Raw genomic sequence first — 19,232 nt, 5'->3', positions numbered from 1 at the left:
ATATGAAATTCAGAATCATGAGCACTTTGGTATTGGCTGCCGTCATCTATTCGTGTTCTCCAAAAGTTGCCGTTACAGCCATGCAGCCCGATCCGGTGCAGGTTCCGCCAAAAATCGTTGAGACCAATGCTCCAAATGAAGCCGTAGTTTCGGCGCTTGAAGAAGGAAAATCGCTGACTGAAAAGTACTGTGCGAGTTGTCATAAACTGTATCCGTCAAATGCTTTCCGTGCCGATCAATGGCCTTCGATCATCAAACGCATGCAAAAAAAAGCCAGGATTACAGATGATGAAACCGCGCTGATCCAGAATTATATTCTTTCTGAATTATAAATTTTATTTACGATTTATGTGAACCTAAAATCTGAATATTAAAATTAAAAAAAAAGCACTCTATAAAAAGAGTGTTTTTTTTTACCATTAAGGGCATTAAGTCCATTAAGCGCAAGACCTTAATTTTAATGGTTTAAAATTTCAACTCCGTGTTTCACAAACTTTGTCGTAAATCTTAAAATTGCAAATTAGCCCACCGTAAATCCATCAGGCAAAACCGCGCCTTTTTTTACCACGATAATTCCGTCTTTAACCGTATATAAAGGTGTGTTGGTATCTTCAAGATGTTTTCCGCCCAAAAGCTGCACGTCGTTTCCAATGCGGCAATTCTTGTCAACAATCGTGTAATTGATGTTGCAGCGTTCGCCAATCCCGATATTTATGACGTGATTTGTATAATTGCTGCTAATTTCTTCAAGGTTCTGATAAAAGTCATTTCCCATTAAATATGAGTTTGAAATAGAAGAGCCTTTTCCAACTCTGCTTCTGATCCCAACAACCGAATGCTCGATTTTAGCCGAATCGATAATGCAGCCTTCCGCGACTACAGAACGGTCAAATGATGAAGTTCCAGCAATTTTCGACGGCGGCAAAACCCGCGCCCTGGTATAAATCTTACTTGAATTGTCAAATAAATTGAATTTCGGGATTTCGTCTGTCAATCCTAAATTGGCTTCAAAAAACGAATCGATGTTTCCGATATCAGTCCAATAACCTTCATATTGGTAACTCAAAATGCGTTTGTTTCCAATGGCTTGCGGAATAATTTCTTTCCCGAAATCTTTCGTTTCCTGATTCTGCATCAATTCGACCAACAAATCGCGGTTGAAAATGTAAATTCCCATCGAAGCCAGGTAAATTTTCCCGTCTTCTTTCATTTCATCACTCACTTCCGATGTCCAGTCCTGAAGCAAACTCTGGTGTGGTTTTTCGATAAATGACGTAATGAAATTCTCTGAATTGGTTTTCAAAATCCCGAATTCCGGTGCGTCTTTCGCATTAACCGGCAATGTTGCAATCGAAATATCGGCGCCGCTATTATGGTGCGCTTCAATCATGTGGTTAAAATCCATCTGGTACAATTGGTCACCCGACAAAATCAAAGCATAATCAAAATCATGGTTCATAAAATGCTGCATGCACTGGCGCACTGCATCGGCTGTTCCCTGAAACCACGTTGGATTTTCGGGCGTTTGCTCAGCCGCTAAAATATCTACGAATGCCGTACTGAAGTGGCTAAAATGATACGTATTTTTAATGTGCTGGTTCAGCGAAGCCGAATTGAACTGCGTCAACACAAACATCCTTTTAATATCTGAATTGATGCAATTGGAGATCGGAATGTCTACCAAACGGTATTTTCCCGCAATCGGAACGGCCGGTTTCGAACGGCTTTCCGTTAATGGCGCTAATCTCGAACCTTGTCCGCCGCCAAGAATAATGGCTAATGTTGTCTTGTTCATCATTTAATTTTTTATCGATTGGTAGACGCTGATGTATTCGGCAGCCGCTTTTTCCCAGGAATGGTCGATTTGCATGGCTGTCGTGCGCACCGCGTCAAATTTTGTTTTGTCGTTGTATAAGTCGATGCCGCGCGTGATCGAATGGTTCACATCATACACGCTGACATTGTCGTGGCAAATCCCGAAGCCGCCGTTGCCAATGTCAACGACTGTATCTTTCAATCCGCCGGTTCTGCGGACGATTGGAACAGTTCCATAACGCAACGCGTACATTTGATTTAATCCGCAAGGTTCGACGCGTGACGGCATCAGTAAAAAATCGGCACCGCCATAAACAATGTGTGCGAGTTTTTCGTTGTAACCGATGTAAGCGTTGTAATTTCCGGAATGATACTGTTGCAGGCTTTGCAATGCATTTTCGACAATCGGATCACCGGAACCTAGTATCAGGATATTGATTTCCTTCGGATTGTAATTCAGTGCGACGCTGCAGATTTCAGGCAGTAAATCGGCGCCTTTTTCTCCAACCAATCTTCCGATGAAAGTAAATAACGGTTTCTCCGGATCTAAATTAAACTGCTCGCACAGGAATCTTTTATTCGCAGCTTTTCCTGCTTTGAAATTTTCGAGGCTGTAATTGGTTTCAAGCATCGGATCGGTATTGGTATCCCAGACTTCGGTATCGATGCCGTTTAAAATCCCGATAGATTTCGGTCTTTCATATCTGAGCAAACTTTCCAAACCATTTGCATTGTTGCTAATTTCGTCGAGATAACTAGGCGAAACGGTGGTCACTTTCCACGCACATTTAATCGCCGCTGCCAAAGGATTGATCGTCCCGCCCCAGTCTAAAAATCCGGTTACGATCCGATTAAAATCGGGAATGTAATGCAATTTGTCAAAGCCAAACCAGCCTTGGTATTGCCCATTGTGGATCGTTAAAACGGTCGGTGTTCGATTCAACGTTTCGTAATTGTAGCAAAACTGCACCATAAACGGAATCAATCCGGTGTGATGGTCGTGGCAATGAATCAAGTCCGGATGTTGATCGGTTTCAACCAGCCAATTTAAAAAGGCAATCTGGAATGCGGTAAAACGTTCGGTATCGTCGTCATAAGAATACACATTTGGGCGGTCAAACAATTCGGGAATCGCAATTAAATACAATTCAAAACCCAATTTACTTGTCTTCTCCCGCAAAACCGAATAGTTAAAAATGAAATTCCCCAGCCGCAATTTTCCGTTGTGTATGTTATCGAATTCATTCTCATTCGTAAACTTATTATCATAACCCGGAACGACCACTTTTGCGTGATGTCCAAGCTGGTTCTGGTATTTTGGCAATGCGCCAACGACATCGGCAAGTCCTCCCACTTTGGCAACTGGATAACATTCGGCGCTGATGTGAAATAATTCCATAAAACTTAAATTAGTTGTGTTTTCCATTTGATGTTGCAGCCTAAACTTGGCTTTTGCTGTGTTGCCATTGTTCTGTTGTAAATCACGGCATCGATCGCATTCCGCAAATCATTTCCACTTAACGGAATATTATTTCCCGGCCTCGAATCGTCGAGCTGGCCACGGTAAAATAGTTTGTCCTGCGCATCGAAAAGATAAAAGTCCGGTGTGCAGGCAGCGTCAAAAGCGCGTGCTACTTCCTGACTTTCATCATACAGATAAGGAAAATTGATTTTATTCTTGAATGCGAATTCGGTCATCAATTCAGGGCTGTCCTGCGGATATTTTTCAATATCGTTGCTCGAAATTGCCATCACGCCCAAGCCCTGAACGCGGTAATCATTAGCGATTTTCAACGCTTCATCCAAGACATGATGCACAAAAGGGCAGTGGTTGCAAATGAACATGACGAGCGTCGCTTTGCTGCCTTTTAGATCGGAATACGAATAATTATAATTCGAATTCGTATCCTTTAATCGGAAATCCGGAGCGGAAGTTCCAAGCGGCAACATATTCGACGGCGTATTTGACATGGAGCAATTCTGTTTAAAATCTAAATTTATGAAATTAAACTGACAAATCCGAAAGCGACAACGTGATAGTTGCAAACTTTCGGATTTTTTAATAGTACCACAACAATTGTCTCAGGAATTGATGAAGTCTACTAAATCTTTGTTTAATTTTTCTTTATCGGTGTAAAATAGTCCGTGTGGCGAACCTTCGTAAACGACATAGCGCGCATCGGGAATTAATTTGGCTGCTTTGTGCGAGGAAATATCGATCGGAACGGTTTTGTCTGTATCGCCGTGAATGATTAGCGTTGGCACTTTTACAGTCACCATTTCTTCGCGAAAATCGGTGGTTGAAAATGCTTTGGCGCATTCTAAAGTCGCACGTGGCGAAGCGCAGGAAGCGAGGTTTCTGTAATATTCCAAAAGTGGCGTACTCAAAGGTTTATTTAGCAATCCAACACCGAAAAAATCTTTTCCAAAACCATCTAAAAACCCAATTCGGTCTTCGCGGATCTGTTTTGCCATTTCGTCATTTTTCTCTTGCGGAATACCTTCAGGATTGTCTTCTGTTTTCAATAAAAACGGCGTTACCGATGAAATTAAAACAGCTTTTGAAACATTGGTTCCGCCATGTCGGCTAAAGTAACGAACGACTTCGCCGCCGCCCATTGAAAATCCTACGAGCACAACATCTGTCAGTTCTAACTGGTCGATCACGGCTTTTAAATCGTCGGTCAAAGCATCATAATCGTAACTGTCCCAAGGCTGTGCCGATTTTCCGAAACCGCGTCTGTCATACGTAATGACGCGGAAATTGTTCTTAACCAAATGTTCGATCTGGTATTCCCACATTTCGTTTGAAAGCGGCCAGCCGTGAATTAAAATGACTGGTTGGCCTTCGCCGTAATCGCGGATCCTGAGGTAAACATTTGGTTCGGTCTGAATGTATTCTGGTTTTGCGGATTGGTTTCCGGAGGTAAAATTATTTTCCATTTTTGCTTTTGTTAGTTGAATTGACAGCCGGTTTTTTGCCTGACATCAGTATCTTTGAATCGGATAAAAACCAGCATTTCAAAGTTGGCTTTCTTCAAAAAAAAATGCATTATACGATTGTTGTGAATTTTTGTACGATTTATAAAAAATTAGGGCTATGGATTTAAGCTGGGAAGATTTTGAAAAAACCGAAATGCATGTCGGGACAATCATTGGTGTGAATGATTTTCCTGAAGCCCGAAAACCAGCGTATCAGCTAACGATTGATTTCGGGCCTGAAATTGGCATCCGAAAATCATCTGCACAAATTACAAAACGCTACCAGAAAGAAGATTTGCTGAACCGCCAGATTGTTGCGGTGGTGAATTTTCCGAAGAAGCAAATCGGCAAATTCATGAGCGAATGTTTGGTTTTAGGCGCTGTTGGAATTGAAGGCGATGTCGTGTTATTACGTCCGGATTTTAAGGTTGATAACGGTTTGCGAATCGGATAATTATCTCACAAACAAACGCGCATCAAAAGAAAAAGGCTCGGTTTTTTCGATCGTGATCGTTTTGAAATCCGAATGATCGGGATTGATCAGGTAATTGAATTCGCCCTGAACAACCGCTGACGGTACTTTTAATGCTACAAATTTTCCTTCATCGATGAATTGATCACCAATTTCCTGCGTCGAATGCGAATGCGGAATCGACTTCCAGTCATCTGGCAATTCAGAAATTTCAAGCGCTGGAATAATCGTGTTTTCAGGGATTTTTATGAGTGTCACTTCGTAGTCTTCAGGAATGTTTCCGAGTGGCGTATGCACGGCAATTTCGGCAGTACATAATGCACGTGAATCGCTGGTGTATAAAACCGCGACGCCTTTGCTGTTCCAGCGGCCGCCGAATTTTTCAGCGCCTTTTCCGCTGAGGTCTTTAGAATGTTTGGATTTGCTGAGGCGAAAAATGATCATGCCAAAACGCCATATTCGATCCTACCCAATTCGTCTTTTAGCAGGTTGATCCCGAAAGTACTGTCAAAAAGGTCTTTGGGTTTTACGCTTCCAAGCGCTACGTTTTCGGCGGTAAGCCAGTTGTTGAATTTTTCCCCGGTTCCAAAAACATCAGTCCCTTTTTTATACAATAAGGCAATTTCAAATATTTTTTCGGATTGCAGGGAATCGAAGGTTTTTTTTTCGCGTTTGTAGCGTTGCATCGTGCGTTCTGAAAGATGCAAAAAAGCTGACCATTCATTGATGCTGAACGGGCCTTTGTTTGCAAAATTGAAAAATGCATTGAATTTTATACCTTGCCTCACGGCTTCGATAATTGATAAAACATCTTTGTCGTCAACAGAATTGTAGCCGCTTGCGCTGAGAATGTCTAAGGTTGCCATGTCTGAAATATTTGCTTGTAAAGATAATGCAAATTGTCGTTAAAAATACGACAAGTGTCATTTTTTTAACATTGGCACAAAAAAACCGGCTACTTTTCAGCTCCGGATTTTCGTTTGTCATTCGACATTTGACGTTCGACAAATTAAATATCATCAAAATTAATATCTGTAAAAGCGGCAATCGCCGGGCCGGTTTCTTCGTCAGTCTTGTCAAAATACGGCTCTTTTTTGTAATCTTTTTGGTGTCTTTCTGAGATCACTTCTTCGCCTTTGTGGTTTAATACATACGAAGTCATGTCTTCGAGAATTTCGGCAAATGCGGCAAAATCTTCTTTGTAAAGGTAAATTTTGTGCTTTTTGAAATGAAATGATCCGTCTTCTTCGGTAAACTTTTTACTTTCAGTGATCGTAATGTAGTAATCATCGGCTTTTGTTGCCCTAACATCGAAGAAGTAAGTTCTTCTTCCGGCTCGCAAAACTTTAGAAAAAATTTCTTCTTTCTCTAACATATCGTTTTCTCTCATAATCCTTCTGTCCGTTAAGTGGTAGTTAATTTACCTTCCAAAAGTGCTAAAAAAACGAATAAAATCCAACAATTAGGTCAATTCTTTTTCCGAAAGTTGTTTCAGGTACAGCTCCTTATAATAGCCTTCCTGATTTACAAGCTGATTGTGAGAACCTTGCTGGATGATTTCGCCACCTTCAAGAATGATGATCTTATCGGCATTTTTAGCTGATGAAACCCTATGGCTCACGATAATCGTGGTTTTGTTGCGGCAGAATTCGAGCAGGTTGTTTAAGATCGTTTCTTCAGTTTCGGTGTCAACTGCGGAAAGGCAATCGTCTAATAATAAGATTTCCGGATCTTTAACAACGGCGCGCGCAATTGAAACCCGTTGTTTTTGTCCGCCGGAAAGCGTAATGCCGCGTTCGCCCAGAATCGTTTCGTATTGCAGGTTGAAATTGACAATATTATCATGAACGACAGCTAATTTCGCTGCATCAATGACTTCTTCCTCAGTTGCATTTTCCTTACCGAATTTGATATTGTTTTTGATCGAATCTGAAAATAAAAATGCATCCTGAGGTACAATTCCGATGCTGTTTCGAAGGTCGTACAAATTGATCTTGTCGATCTGGTTTCCGTCGATTAAAATCTCACCGCCAGTCGTATCATACAATCGGCTGATCAACGACAAAATACTCGATTTTCCAGATCCGGTTTTTCCTAAAATCGCAAGTGTTTCACCTTTGTTTACCGTGAATGAAACATTTTTGAGCGCTGTAATGTTCGTATCGTCGTATGTGAAATTGACATTCCTGAAATCAATAGAACCTTTAATGTCAATTCGCTCCCGGTTTTTATTGACAATATCCGGAACGATTTTTAAAAATTCATTGATCCTTTTTTGAGACGCTTCAGCTTCCTGGATCATTGAAGAAATCCAGCCTAATGATGCTACAGGCCAGGTCAGTTTGTTTACATATAAGATAAATTCGGCGATTGTTCCGATGCTTTTGATGCTTCCGTTGATGTACATCATGCCGCCAACATAAATCACAACCAGGTTGCTGATTCCGATCAAAGCAATCATCAACGGCCCGAAAAGCGACTGCACTTTAGCGAGGCTCATGCTTTTTTGCTTGCTTTCGATCGATAGATCAGCCATGTTTTTCTGGTGCTGTTCTTCTAATGAATACGCTTTAATCACACGGATTCCCGAAAATATTTCCTGCGTAAAACTCGAAACTTTCGATAAATACTGTTGGAAAATCGTACTCCTTTTATTGATTTCCTGGCTCAGCCTAAAAATCGTGTACGACAAAAGCGGCAAAGGAAGCAAGGTGTAAATCGTCAATTCGACCGAAACATTGCACATATAAGTGATCACAATGATGAACGAAATGATCGTGTTGATCGCATACATGACCGCTGGGCCAACATACATGCGGACTTTTCCAACATCTTCACTAATTCTATTCATCAAATCCCCGGTGCGGTTTTGTTTGTAGAAATTCTGTGAAAGATTTTCATATTGGCGGAAAACTTCATTTTTCAAATCGAATTCTACATGGCGCGACATGACAATTAACGTCTGACGCATCAAAAATGTGAGGAAACCGGCGATGATTGTTGTAATAATAACCAGTAAGATGTTGTGCATCAATTCCATTTTGATGACTTCTTCGCTAACCTTTCCGTTTTTTACGTGGTTTTCAATCAGTGTGAATGATTCGCTGATCAGTTTCGGAGTGAACAAAGAAAAGATCTGGGCGGCGATTGTAGTAAGGATTCCAAATAAAAAATGGTATTTGTATTTGGCGAAATATTTATTTAAATACTGTAATTCTTTCATTTTATTATCAGAAACTGAAAATTATTTAAGGGAAATTAGTTAAAAAAGGCTGCTAAATGTAATTTCTAAAAATCAGCCTTAAAAATGATTTCATTAATGAATTGCTAATTTATTCGAAAAAGAGTGCGATATTTTGATTTAAATCATAATTTTGCAGAGTCTTTTTGATAAAGTCGCAACAACTAAAATTAAAACTATGACTACAGAAATCACAACAGCCAAGGAACTTCACAAAATAGATCCTGTTTTCGGGCAAGTGTCTTTCGACAACCACGAGCAGATCGTTTTTTGCAACGACAAAGATACTGGTTTAAAAGCAATAATCGGAATTCATAACACAGTTTTAGGACCAGCGCTTGGTGGAACGAGAATGTGGAAATATACGAACGAATGGGAAGCCTTGAACGATGTTTTGCGCCTTTCACGCGGAATGACTTACAAATCGGCGATCTCAGGTTTAAACCTTGGCGGTGGAAAAGCAGTCATTATCGGCGATTCTAAAATCGATAAAACGCCTGAAATGATCACCAAATTCGGGGAATATGTGAATTCGCTTAGCGGACGTTACATTACCGCTGAAGATGTTGGAACTACGACAGAAGACATGGACCGCATTAACGACGTAACTAAATTCGTAACCGGAATTTCAGAATCGCGCGGCGGATCCGGAAATCCTTCTCCTGTAACCGCTTACGGCGTTTATATGGGAATGAAAGCGGCTGCAAAATACCAGTTTGGCTCTGAAAAACTAGAAGGCAAAAAAATACTTGTTCAGGGAATTGGGCACGTGGGCGAAACTTTGGTTGATTATTTAACGAAAGAAGGCGCATTGGTGCAAATCACTGATATCAACGAAAATAAAGTGGCCGATGTGAGCAAAAAATACGGCGCACAAATTTTTACAGGTGCTGATTTATATAGTGCCGATGTGGATATTTATGCACCTTGCGCACTTGGGGCGACGATTAACGACGAGACGATCAACCGTTTGAAAGCACGCGTGATTGCCGGAGCTGCGAACAACCAATTGGCAAACGAGCAGGTTCACGGAAAGATATTGAAAGACAAAGGCATTTTATATGCGCCTGATTTCCTGATCAACGCTGGTGGAATCATCAATGTATATGCTGAAATCGTAGGTTATGACGCTGCGGAAGCGATGAGAAGAACCGAAAATATCTACAATACGACGTTGGATATCTTTACGTTAGCCGAATCAAACGGTTTGACAACCTATCAGGCAGCTTTGGCCATTGCCGAAAAACGCATCGCCGACAAGAAAAAAGAGACGGCTAAATAATTTGGCTTCTAAATATTATTACTATTTTTGCAGGGCGAAAGATTTTCTTTCGCCCTTTAATTTTAAAAAGTTCTTACGAAGTGTTAAACAGACGACATATCCGCGTTAAAGTGATGCAATCCATTTACGCCATGCATCAAAATGGTTCAGACAGCCTTGAAAAAGAAGAGAAGTTTTTGCTCTTCAGTATCGAAAATATCCTGGATTTGTATCTGATCATGCTTTCGGCACTCATCGAAATCAGAAAAAAAGAAGTCGTTTTCCTTGAAAAATCTTTTGAAAAACACCTCGCTACCAAAGAAGAACGCGATCCAAACAAAAAATTCGTCAACAACGCGATTTTCGACTTGCTCGAAGAAAACAATTCGCTGAGCATCGGACTTGAAAACCGCAAGATCAACAACTGGCATCAGAATGATGATTACATTTTGCTGTTGCTTGCTGCGATCAAGGAAAGCGATTTGTATGAAAAATACATGTCTAACCGAGAAAATAATTTTGCCGAAGACAAGGAATTTATCGTTAACATTTTCGCTGAAGTGATTGTTCCAAATGAGAAATTGTACGAATATCTCGAAGACAACAAACTGACCTGGATCGATGACATTCCGTTGGTAAACACCGAAATTTTAAAGCAATTGAAAGCGATAAAGCCAGGTGCCGATGATGTTTTTCGTGTTCCGAAATTATACAAAGATGTAGAAGACAAAGAATTTGTAACGAATTTATTCCGCAAAACGGTTTTAAACGAAACCGAACTCGCAAAAGAATACACTGATAAAACCCCAAACTGGGACGTGGAGCGAATTGCAGAAATCGATACGATCATTTTGAAAATGGCGATCTGCGAATTTTTGAAATTCCCATCGATTCCGGTGAAAGTAACGATCAACGAATACTTGGAAATTGCAAAAGAATATTCTACGCCAAAAAGCAGCATATTCATCAACGGAATTCTCGATAATTTAGTGAAAGAATTGGAATCCAATAAAAAATTATTAAAAACCGGAAGAGGTTTAATGTAAAGCAATACGAAACAATTATGAAAAAAATCATCTTTTTATTTGCTGCCGGAACTTTTGTTCTAGCAAGTTCTTGTAAAAAACAAGAGGCAAAGATGGAAAATACTCCTATAAATCCAGCTGCTCAAATTACCGAAGCACCAATGCCGCAAACTGCAACGCCACCAGCTGACGGGAAATATCCGGTAATGGAGTTTGAAACCAAGGAGCATGACTTCGGGAAAATAAATGCCGGTTCGAAAGTAGTTTATACTTTCAATTTCAAAAATACAGGTGAAGCCGATCTGATTATTTCAAATGCAGTCGGATCTTGTGGCTGCACGGTTCCGGAATATCCGAAAGAAGCAATCAAACCAGGAGAATCGGGAAAAATGAAAGTCTCTTTTAATTCAGCCGGAAAAAATGGACAACAACAAAAAACCGTCACAATCACAGCAAATACGGCCGCAGGAAAAGAAATGTTAACTATCAAAGCATCAATAACGCCAGTTACTGGCATAGCACAATAATTATGGAACAATTGCAACAATTCGCGCCCTTTTTACTTATGTTCGTCGTGATCTATTTTTTTATGATCCGTCCACAACAGAAAAAAGCAAAAAATGAAAAAGAATTTGAAACGTCTTTAAAAATAGGCGACAGAATCGTAACCAAAAGTGGCATTCACGGTAAAATTGCCGAACTTGCTGAAACGACTGTCATTATCGAAACGATGTCTGGAAAATTGAAAATGGAGCGTTCAGCGATTTCATTGGAATTGAGCGCGGCTTTGAATAAAAAAACGGCTTAATTAACAATTAATAACGACAAAAAAACGCTGTTGACAAAGTCAACAGCGTTTTTTTATGCGCAAACCTGGAATAATTATCCATTATCCATTATCCATTATTTCTTTTTCTTTTTCGCTTTTTTCTTCGATGGTTTCAAAATTTCCGGATCAGAGAAATCAGTCGTGGCAGTCAATTGCGCAATCTTCACGATGACATCAATCGCTTTCTGCATGCTTTCCACCGGAACATATTCGTATTTTCCGTGGAAATTATGCCCGCCGGCGAAAATATTCGGGCATGGTAATCCCATGTAAGACAATCTACAACCGTCAGTTCCGCCGCGAATCGGTTTGATTAAAGGTTTGATGCCAAGATCCTGCATCGCTTTTTCCGCAAGGTCAACGATATATTTTACCGGTTCCACCTTTTCTTTCATGTTGTAATATTGGTCTTTGATCTCGACAACGGCAATGTCTTCACCGAATTGCTTCGCGAATTTCTCATTGATTTTTCGCACGATCTTATGAACCAAATCTTTTCTTTTCAGGAATTTCTTCATGTCGTGGTCGCGAATAATTAGCTCGACTTTCGATTCTTCGATGCTGCCTGACAGTTGCGTCACATGAAAAAATCCTTCATAACCTTTCGTTTCTTCCGGTGTTTCACCTTTTGGGAGCGCATCGATAAAATCGCTTGCAATCAGCATCGAATTGATCATTTTTCCCTTCGCATAACCCGGATGCACACTTTTTCCTTTGAACGTGATTTTCGCACCGGCAGCGTTGAAATTCTCATATTCGAGTTCGCCAATCTGGCTTCCATCCATCGTATATGCCCAGGCAGCGCCAAATTTTTCGACATCAAACAAATCTGCGCCACGGCCAATTTCCTCATCGGGTGTAAAACCCACACGGATTTTCCCATGCTCGATTTCCGGATTTTTAAGCAGGAATTCCATCGCCGAAACAATTTCCGTCAGCCCTGCTTTGTCATCGGCGCCAAGCAAGGTCGTTCCATCTGTGGTAATTAACGTCTGACCTTTATATTGCAGTAAATCTTTAAAATAATTCGGGGATAAAATGATATTTTGTTCGGCATTCAGCAAAATGTCACCTCCAGAATAGTTGGCAATAATTTGCGGCTTCACGCCTTCGCCCTTAAAATCCGGCGATGTATCGTAATGCGACACAAACCCAATTGTCGGCACATTATGTTCCACATTCGACGGCAAAGTGCCCATGACATAACCATTTTTATCGATCGTCACTTCGGTCATTCCAATGGCTGTGAGTTCTTTGACAAGCAGTTTTGCAAGCACGAGCTGTTTGGGCGTACTCGGCGTGGTTTGGGAATTTGCATCCGATTCGGTATCGATCGTCACGTAGCTGATAAAGCGGTCTATGATATGTTGCATGGTAAATTTTAGTTTTTTCAAAGGTACAAATTCGGGCTTTTCGGATTGGTTTTTATAAGTTTTTTTTAGGAGCTAATCCTGCTTTTGCCTTTATCTCTCCGCTGCGCTGCGAGGATATCGGCGCAATCAGGGCTAGGGCAGTAAGGTGTCAGGAAGTTTTGAAACTTAAGAAAGCCAACCGCTAATCGGAAGATAAGTCTGCATTCAGGGTCGCATTGAATTTATTGATCCAAAGCGTGAAACCATTAAAGTTCCAATGTGTGTCAGAAAAGAAATACAAATCGGCATCACACTTTTTAAAATCGGTATAAATATCGATCATCGGCATTCTTAAATTCGGGCTGTTCTGGATCATCGGGATCAGGCCATTATAACGCAACGCTTCGGGCTTGATGATAGCAACCGGATTTGGAACGATCGAAAAATAGACCTTATCAAAACCTTTGCTTTTATAAAAATCGTGGATTTCGTTTAAAAGTGCAACCGTTTTTTCAGTTTCTGAAACCGTGAGTTTGTCTTCAATTGACGTTTTTACATCAGAAATATATTCCTGTTTTTGATTTTCTGAAATGAAGACTTCGGGAGGCAAACGGTTAAAAAAAGTATGGTTGATGTAGGATTTCAATTCTTTGAAAGGCGTAAAAAGGCGCAGGTCAAACAACAGGAATTCCAGGTTTTTATTGATCCGCGTATTGAATATGATTTCTTTGAACTGCTTGATTTTTGATTTTTTCTTAACCGGTTTTAATTTTATTTCAGGATTTAGCGCCAGAATTTCATTCGCTGCAGCAATATTTACAATATTCAATGCCGCTTTTTTATCCAAACGAAATAAGTTGCGTTCTACTATCTCAAATACAAGCACATTGGTTTTTGAAGTATCTAAATTCACAGGTGCATTTGCCCTGCCGCGAAACCACGGATACTCCAGATCATAAATCGTATCGACACTATTGATCTGTTTTTTAGAAGCCAAAAAGTCTTTTCCCAAATAACTGTCATGCGCGAGGCACAGGTTTATTTTTTTATTTGTTTTTGGATTTTCAACCGGGAAAGTGCGTTTCGTTTTACTGAGATCCTGCTTGATCATCGGATAATAACTGATACCGAAAAGATCTCCAAATTTATATTTGTCAGAACCAAAAACCGAATTGCTTTTATTCCTGAAATCGATCGTTTTTTCAAAATCGCCATACGAGGCAAACGCATACAAAGCAGAAAAAAGGATCACGAAAAACCAGGCGATTGTCTTTTTCATAAGCTAGAATTGAAAATAAATAAATTGTTTTTCGCTGTAAACCCCAAACAAATAACAAAGGACAACAATCAGCAGCAGTTGAGAATAAAAGGCAACATTGGTGTTTGTGAAAATCCGGCTGTAGTATTTTTCTTTTAACGATAAAAGTACGATCAGCATAACAGAAAACCAGATTTCACCAGCATTCAACCCTAATGTGATGGCGTTGTATGAGCTAAAGTCAAATATTTTTCCGATGACTGTAAAAGCCTGTTGCACGTTTTCGGCCCTGAAAAAGATCCAGGCAAAAACGACAAGTGAAAAAGTCAGGACAATATCTATAAAAGTATTCAGATGGCTTTTCGGAAATTTCCAGTTTATTTTTTGCAGGAACTTGTCTTTTAAAATCGCAAAAATCAGGTACGAACCATGAAGAAATCCCCAGATGATGAACGTCCAGTTGGCGCCATGCCAAAGTCCGCTGACCAGGAAAATCACCATTAAATTGAAATACCAGCGCGAAACGGACGTGCGGTTTCCGCCTAGCGGAATGTATAAATAATCTTTGAACCACGTAGAAAGTGAAATGTGCCAGCGTTTCCAGAACTCGGATATCGACGCTGAAAAATACGGTGCACGGAAATTTTCCATCAGGTCGAACCCCATCACTCTAGCAGCCCCGATCGCAATTTCAGAATAACCGGAAAAGTCGCAATAAATCTGAAAAGCATAAAAAACAGTCGCAACCAGCAAAGTCGATCCGCCAAGAGTGCTACTGTTTTCATAGCTGTAATCAACCATCATCGCCAATCTGTCGGCAATGACAACCTTTTTAAACAGCCCGAAAGCCATCAGCATCAAGCCGCTTTTAAACCTGCCGTAATCAAAATCGTGTTTTTCGTGGAATTGGTGGATCAGGTTTTGCGGGCGCTCGATTGGCCCGGCGACGAGTTGCGGGTAAAACATCACATACAACGAATAAATCCCAAAATGCCGCTCGGCTTTCTGGTTGCCGCGGTATACTTCAATCGTATAACTCATCGCCTGGAATGTGTGGAATGACAACCCGATTGGCAGTAAAATCTTTAAATACGGAAATGGTGTGTCTGATCCAAAAGCATGATAAATCTCCGAAATATTGAAATTGATGAAGTTGTAGTATTTGAAAACGGCCAGTACACTGATGTTTGCGACCAAACTCATGATCAGGTACATTTTTCGCTTTTTGCCCTGCGAATCCTCTAAAAGAATGCCCGCAAAGTAATCGATGACAATCGTAAATCCGAGAATGACAATGTAAATTGGTACAAAAGCCATGTAAAAATAACAGCTTCCCAATAGTAGCAAAAGCCAGCGGAATTTATGCGGCAATTGAAAATATAAAATGGTGATGACGATAAAAAAAACTAAAAACTGTAGGGAATTAAAAATCATAATTCGGTATGCGTCATGCGGTTTAAGTGCTGGAATCTTTTGATTGCCGCCAAAAATATAGAAAATAAATTATAAAATTGGTGGTTTCGGGATTTTCTAAGACTGTTTTTATAACGACCGTCAGCTGCCATAAAAAATCTTCAATCGATAATTGCTAGGAACAACATCAATTTCAGACCCTAAAAAACAATTTGCCTTTACCATTTCAATGCGTACTTTTGTGCAAACACAACACTATGTACAAATTGCTGCTCCGTCCGCTGCTTTTCTGGTTTGATCCCGAAAAAGTGCATCACTTTACTTTCTCTCTCATTCGTTTTTTTTCAAAAATTCCGGGATTTTCGGCTTTGTTCCGATCGCTTTATGAAGTGAATGATAAACGTTTGGAAATTGAGGTTTTCGGATTGAAATTTAAAAATCCGGTCGGACTTGCAGCAGGTTTTGATAAAGATGCCAAATTGTACCAGGAATTATCAAATTTTGGTTTCGGATTTATCGAAATCGGAACCTTGACACCGAAACCGCAGGAAGGCAATCCCAAAAAACGCTTGTTTCGCTTGAAAGCAGATTCTGCGATCATCAACCGAATGGGTTTTAACAACGGCGGCGTTCAATTGGCAGCCGAACGTTTGAAGAAAAATAAAAATGTGCTGATAGGAGGAAACATCGGAAAAAACAAACTGACGCCAAATGAAAATGCGACTTCCGATTATGAAATCTGTTTTGACGCACTTTATGAGGTCGTTGATTATTTTGTAGTGAATGTGAGTTCGCCAAACACGCCGAATTTACGCGAATTGCAGGATAAAGAACCGTTGACGCAATTGCTGCAAACCTTGCAAAATAAGAATTTGGCCAAACCCAAACAAAAACCGATCTTACTTAAAATCGCTCCAGATTTGACTGACGAACAACTGCTCGACATCATTGACATTATAAAGGAAACCAAAATCGCCGGAGTCATTGCAACAAATACGACGATTTCAAGAGAAAATTTACAATCGGGAAACAAGGCCGAAACCGGTGGATTGTCCGGAAAACCATTGACAAAAAGAGCAACGGAAGTCATTCGGTTTTTATCTGAAAAAAGCAATAAAGCGTTTCCGATTATTGGCGTTGGCGGCATCCATACTGCTGAAGATGCGATTGAAAAGCTCGAAGCCGGAGCGAGTCTGGTTCAATTATACACAGGATTTATTTATGAAGGACCGGCATTGGTCAAATCAATTAATAAAAAAATTCTACAATCGAAACATTGATAGCTAAAATTTTAAAAATTAAGAGTATTAAGTTCATTAAGGCATAACCGTCCCAATCTTAATGAACTTAATGTTCTAAATGGTAAATTTTAAACAAGAAGTATAAAAAGAAACTAAATGTTTAAAATTTCACATCCATAAAACATTAAGAAAAAACGATTTCGTAAGTCGGATCGCTTTCTTATATTTGACACTTCTATGGAGCCAATCAAAATTATCGAATGTCCGCGCGACGCCATGCAAGGCATCAAAACCCTGATTCCTGCTGCGAAAAAAGCCTATTATATCCAGTCGCTTTTGCGCGTGGGTTTTGATACGATCGATTTTGGAAGTTTCGTTTCCCCGAAAGCGATCCCTCAAATGCACGATACGCGTGAAGTATTGTCGATGCTCGATTTGTCGGAAACCAAAAGCAAATTATTGGCGATTATTGCCAATACGCAAGGCGCAGTTTCCGCTTCTGAACATCCTGAAATTAAATATTTGGGCTATCCGTTTTCGATTTCAGAAAATTTCCAGATGCGCAATACGCACAAAACGATTGCTGAATCTTTGGTGACTTTGCAGGAGATTTTAAACATCGCCGACCAAAGCAATAAAGAAGTCGTTGCGTATTTATCGATGGGTTTCGGAAATCCGTATGGCGATCCGTGGAATGTGGAAATCGTAGGCGAATGGACCGAAAAACTATCGAATATGGGCGTGAAGATCTTGTCGCTTTCCGATACGGTTGGAAGTTCCACGCCTGATGTGATCGAGTATTTATTTTCAAACCTGATCCCGAAATATCCAAAAATCGAGTTTGGTGCACATTTGCATACCGTTCCTGAAAAATGGTTCGAGAAAATTGACGCCGCTTACAACGCAGGCTGCCGCCGATTTGATGGTGCGATCCAAGGATTTGGCGGCTGCCCGATGGCAAAAGATGACCTGACCGGAAACATGCCCACCGAAAAATTGCTGTCTTATTTCACTACAAAAAAAGAACCCACAGGCACAAGTCCGATGGGCTTTGAAAGTTCTTACAATGAAGCGACGAAATTATTCGGGGAATTTCATTGATGGGTAAACCAGTATCTTTTGCTAAAGAATTTACCATCAAGATCATTAAGACATAACTGATTAATCCTTAATGGACTTAATGCTCTTAATGGTTTGAAATTTCAAGTTAATTATCCATTATTTTATTAATCAACGTTTTTCCACCAGCTTTCGTAAACTTTCGGCGCATCCAGATTTACTTTTTCCCCGATCATTGGCGTAATTAATGGAAAATCTTCTTTTTTTGCGGCTTCAGTTACCAAAGAAACCGGTTCGTCCCAGGCATGTAATGCCAACGCAAACTTTCCCCAATGCACCGGCATCAGCACTTTGGTTTTGAGATCTTTTGCGACTGTCATCATTTCTTCAGGAAGCAAATGAATGTTTCTCCAACTTTTATTGTATTGACCACATTCGACGATCGCCAAGTCAAACGGCCCGAAATCAGCACCGATTTTTGCAAAATGTGTATCGTAACCACTGTCGCCACCTATGAATATTTTCCGCGAAGGCGTTTGCAATACGAATGACATCCACAACGCTTTGTTTCTGGTAAAACTTCTTCCGGAAAAATGCCTGCCCGGAGTGGTGTGAACTATAAATCCATTTCCTAAATCTACGGTTTCATTCCAGTCTTTTTCGATGATGATTTTTGGATCAAACCCCCAATATTCGAGATGCTCGCCTGTTCCGAGTCCGGTGATTATTGTTTTAATTTTTGGTTTCAATTGCATGACGGTTTGATAATCCAAATGATCCCAATGGTCGTGTGAAATGAACAAATAGTCAATTTCCGGGAAATCTGCCGCAGTGTAAACATCCGATCCCGGAAAACTTCGTGTCGTTGCTGGAATCGGTGAAGCCGCGCCGCTGAACACTGGATCTACAAGGAATTTCTTGCCATCTATTTGCATGAAATAAGAGGAATGTCCAAACCAGACCATGATGTTTTCTTCGGGTTTCAACGCAAATAAATCTGTTTTTTGTGAAGGAAGCCGACTTCCGGGTTTGCTGCGTTTGTCTTTTTCAAAAAAGAATTTTTTGAGGACTTTGAACAAGGTTTCACCTTCTGCCAAATCTGGCGTAAAACTTAAATTCTGGAATTTTCCGTCGCGGTAATTCGGTGATTTTTCAATTCTTTCGAGGCGTTCACCCGATGGCATTTTTCCAAATTCAGGACGGTTAATGAAATAATATGTTGCAACAGCAAGTAATAAAATTAGGACAGCTAAAAACATAAAGATTTTTTTTAAAATGGAAAGG

General features: G+C 40.3%; 20 protein-coding genes. 8 read left to right on the top strand and 12 right to left on the bottom strand.

All coding sequences use genetic code 11. The annotated features are described in order from the left end of the window. Positions 1 to 2 precede the first annotated feature (2 nt). Positions 3 to 332 carry a hypothetical protein gene (locus tag BLS32_RS11500; protein WP_091395744.1) on the top strand — a complete coding sequence of 110 codons (330 nt, stop codon included), beginning with the start codon at positions 3 to 5 and terminating at the stop codon, positions 330 to 332. Between the two features lie 188 nt (positions 333 to 520). On the opposite strand, the gene BLS32_RS11495 is transcribed toward BLS32_RS11500, so the two are convergent. The 4 genes from BLS32_RS11495 to BLS32_RS11480 all read right to left on the bottom strand — a co-directional run bounded on the left by BLS32_RS11495 (position 521) and on the right by BLS32_RS11480 (position 4,758). Beyond that, positions 521 to 1,798, bottom strand: a complete 1,278-nt coding sequence (locus tag BLS32_RS11495) for a glucose-1-phosphate adenylyltransferase (RefSeq protein WP_091395741.1) — start codon at positions 1,796 to 1,798, stop codon at positions 521 to 523. Beyond that, positions 1,799 to 3,214, bottom strand: coding sequence for a glycogen synthase (locus BLS32_RS11490; RefSeq protein WP_091396128.1), 1,416 nt, complete (start codon positions 3,212 to 3,214; stop codon positions 1,799 to 1,801). It abuts the gene before it with no gap. A gap of 5 nt (positions 3,215 to 3,219) precedes the next feature. Next, on the bottom strand, positions 3,220 to 3,786 hold the full coding sequence (locus BLS32_RS11485) for a thioredoxin family protein (RefSeq protein ID WP_091395738.1): 567 nt from the start codon (positions 3,784 to 3,786) through the stop codon (positions 3,220 to 3,222). Between the two features lie 111 nt (positions 3,787 to 3,897). Further along, the gene (locus BLS32_RS11480) at positions 3,898 to 4,758 is read right to left on the bottom strand and encodes an alpha/beta fold hydrolase (protein ID WP_091395735.1); all 861 of its coding nucleotides are present in this window, start codon (positions 4,756 to 4,758) and stop codon (positions 3,898 to 3,900) included. Between the two features lie 157 nt (positions 4,759 to 4,915). On the opposite strand from BLS32_RS11480, the gene BLS32_RS11475 reads away from it, so the two are divergent. After that, positions 4,916 to 5,251, top strand: coding sequence for a tRNA-binding protein (locus tag BLS32_RS11475; protein WP_091395732.1), 336 nt, complete (start codon positions 4,916 to 4,918; stop codon positions 5,249 to 5,251). Here the strand turns inward: BLS32_RS11475 and BLS32_RS11470 are convergent, their stop codons facing one another. From BLS32_RS11470 to BLS32_RS11455, 4 genes are all read right to left on the bottom strand, one after another. Then, positions 5,252 to 5,713 (bottom strand): RES family NAD+ phosphorylase, encoded by a 462-nt coding sequence (locus BLS32_RS11470; protein WP_091395729.1) that lies wholly within the window; start codon positions 5,711 to 5,713, stop codon positions 5,252 to 5,254. Next, positions 5,710 to 6,135 carry a type II RES/Xre toxin-antitoxin system antitoxin gene (gene parS, locus BLS32_RS11465; protein ID WP_091395727.1) on the bottom strand — a complete coding sequence of 142 codons (426 nt, stop codon included), beginning with the start codon at positions 6,133 to 6,135 and terminating at the stop codon, positions 5,710 to 5,712. Before parS ends, BLS32_RS11470 begins: the two co-directional genes overlap by 4 nt. Before the next feature lie 143 nt (positions 6,136 to 6,278). After that, positions 6,279 to 6,659 carry a PUR family DNA/RNA-binding protein gene (locus BLS32_RS11460; protein WP_091395724.1) on the bottom strand — a complete coding sequence of 127 codons (381 nt, stop codon included), beginning with the start codon at positions 6,657 to 6,659 and terminating at the stop codon, positions 6,279 to 6,281. Positions 6,660 to 6,731: 72 nt separating this feature from the next. Then, the gene (locus tag BLS32_RS11455) at positions 6,732 to 8,492 is read right to left on the bottom strand and encodes an ABC transporter ATP-binding protein (RefSeq protein WP_091395722.1); all 1,761 of its coding nucleotides are present in this window, start codon (positions 8,490 to 8,492) and stop codon (positions 6,732 to 6,734) included. Between the two features lie 196 nt (positions 8,493 to 8,688). On the opposite strand from BLS32_RS11455, the gene BLS32_RS11450 reads away from it, so the two are divergent. From BLS32_RS11450 to yajC, 4 genes are all read left to right on the top strand, one after another. After that, on the top strand, positions 8,689 to 9,792 hold the full coding sequence (locus BLS32_RS11450; RefSeq protein ID WP_091395719.1) for a Glu/Leu/Phe/Val family dehydrogenase: 1,104 nt from the start codon (positions 8,689 to 8,691) through the stop codon (positions 9,790 to 9,792). A 113-nt stretch (positions 9,793 to 9,905) separates the two neighbouring features. After that, positions 9,906 to 10,817 carry a transcription antitermination factor NusB gene (gene nusB, locus BLS32_RS11445; protein WP_091395716.1) on the top strand — a complete coding sequence of 304 codons (912 nt, stop codon included), beginning with the start codon at positions 9,906 to 9,908 and terminating at the stop codon, positions 10,815 to 10,817. A gap of 92 nt (positions 10,818 to 10,909) precedes the next feature. Further along, positions 10,910 to 11,323, top strand: a complete 414-nt coding sequence (locus BLS32_RS11440; RefSeq protein ID WP_245699422.1) for a DUF1573 domain-containing protein — start codon at positions 10,910 to 10,912, stop codon at positions 11,321 to 11,323. Between the two features lie 2 nt (positions 11,324 to 11,325). Further along, positions 11,326 to 11,604, top strand: a complete 279-nt coding sequence (gene yajC / locus BLS32_RS11435; protein WP_091395711.1) for a preprotein translocase subunit YajC — start codon at positions 11,326 to 11,328, stop codon at positions 11,602 to 11,604. A 95-nt stretch (positions 11,605 to 11,699) separates the two neighbouring features. Here the strand turns inward: yajC and pepT are convergent, their stop codons facing one another. The 3 genes from pepT to BLS32_RS11420 form a co-directional block, all read right to left on the bottom strand. Continuing rightward, on the bottom strand, positions 11,700 to 12,998 hold the full coding sequence (gene pepT / locus BLS32_RS11430) for a peptidase T (protein ID WP_091395708.1): 1,299 nt from the start codon (positions 12,996 to 12,998) through the stop codon (positions 11,700 to 11,702). A 181-nt stretch (positions 12,999 to 13,179) separates the two neighbouring features. Further along, positions 13,180 to 14,256: an alginate O-acetyltransferase AlgX-related protein gene (locus BLS32_RS11425; RefSeq protein ID WP_091395705.1), complete on the bottom strand. Its 1,077-nt coding sequence runs from the start codon at positions 14,254 to 14,256 to the stop codon at positions 13,180 to 13,182. A 3-nt stretch (positions 14,257 to 14,259) separates the two neighbouring features. Beyond that, a complete protein-coding gene (locus tag BLS32_RS11420; RefSeq protein WP_091395702.1) occupies positions 14,260 to 15,669 on the bottom strand; it encodes an MBOAT family O-acyltransferase in 1,410 nt (469 codons plus the stop codon). 236 nt (positions 15,670 to 15,905) lie between these two features. Here BLS32_RS11420 and BLS32_RS11415 point away from each other — a divergent pair, with 236 nt between their 5' ends. Together BLS32_RS11415 and BLS32_RS11410 are read left to right on the top strand one after the other, a co-directional pair. Then, on the top strand, positions 15,906 to 16,928 hold the full coding sequence (locus BLS32_RS11415) for a quinone-dependent dihydroorotate dehydrogenase (RefSeq protein WP_091395699.1): 1,023 nt from the start codon (positions 15,906 to 15,908) through the stop codon (positions 16,926 to 16,928). Positions 16,929 to 17,126: 198 nt separating this feature from the next. Beyond that, positions 17,127 to 17,990 carry a beta/alpha barrel domain-containing protein gene (locus BLS32_RS11410; RefSeq protein ID WP_091395697.1) on the top strand — a complete coding sequence of 288 codons (864 nt, stop codon included), beginning with the start codon at positions 17,127 to 17,129 and terminating at the stop codon, positions 17,988 to 17,990. A gap of 125 nt (positions 17,991 to 18,115) precedes the next feature. On the opposite strand, the gene BLS32_RS11405 is transcribed toward BLS32_RS11410, so the two are convergent. Next, the gene (locus BLS32_RS11405; RefSeq protein WP_091396124.1) at positions 18,116 to 19,207 is read right to left on the bottom strand and encodes an MBL fold metallo-hydrolase; all 1,092 of its coding nucleotides are present in this window, start codon (positions 19,205 to 19,207) and stop codon (positions 18,116 to 18,118) included. Between the last annotated feature and the right edge of the window lie 25 nt (positions 19,208 to 19,232).

Source organism: Flavobacterium noncentrifugens (genome assembly GCF_900100375.1).
Taxonomy (GTDB): Bacteria; Bacteroidota; Bacteroidia; order Flavobacteriales; family Flavobacteriaceae; genus Flavobacterium; species Flavobacterium noncentrifugens.
Note: the sequence above shows the minus strand (reverse complement) of the source record. Positions and strands in the feature narration are given on the sequence as shown.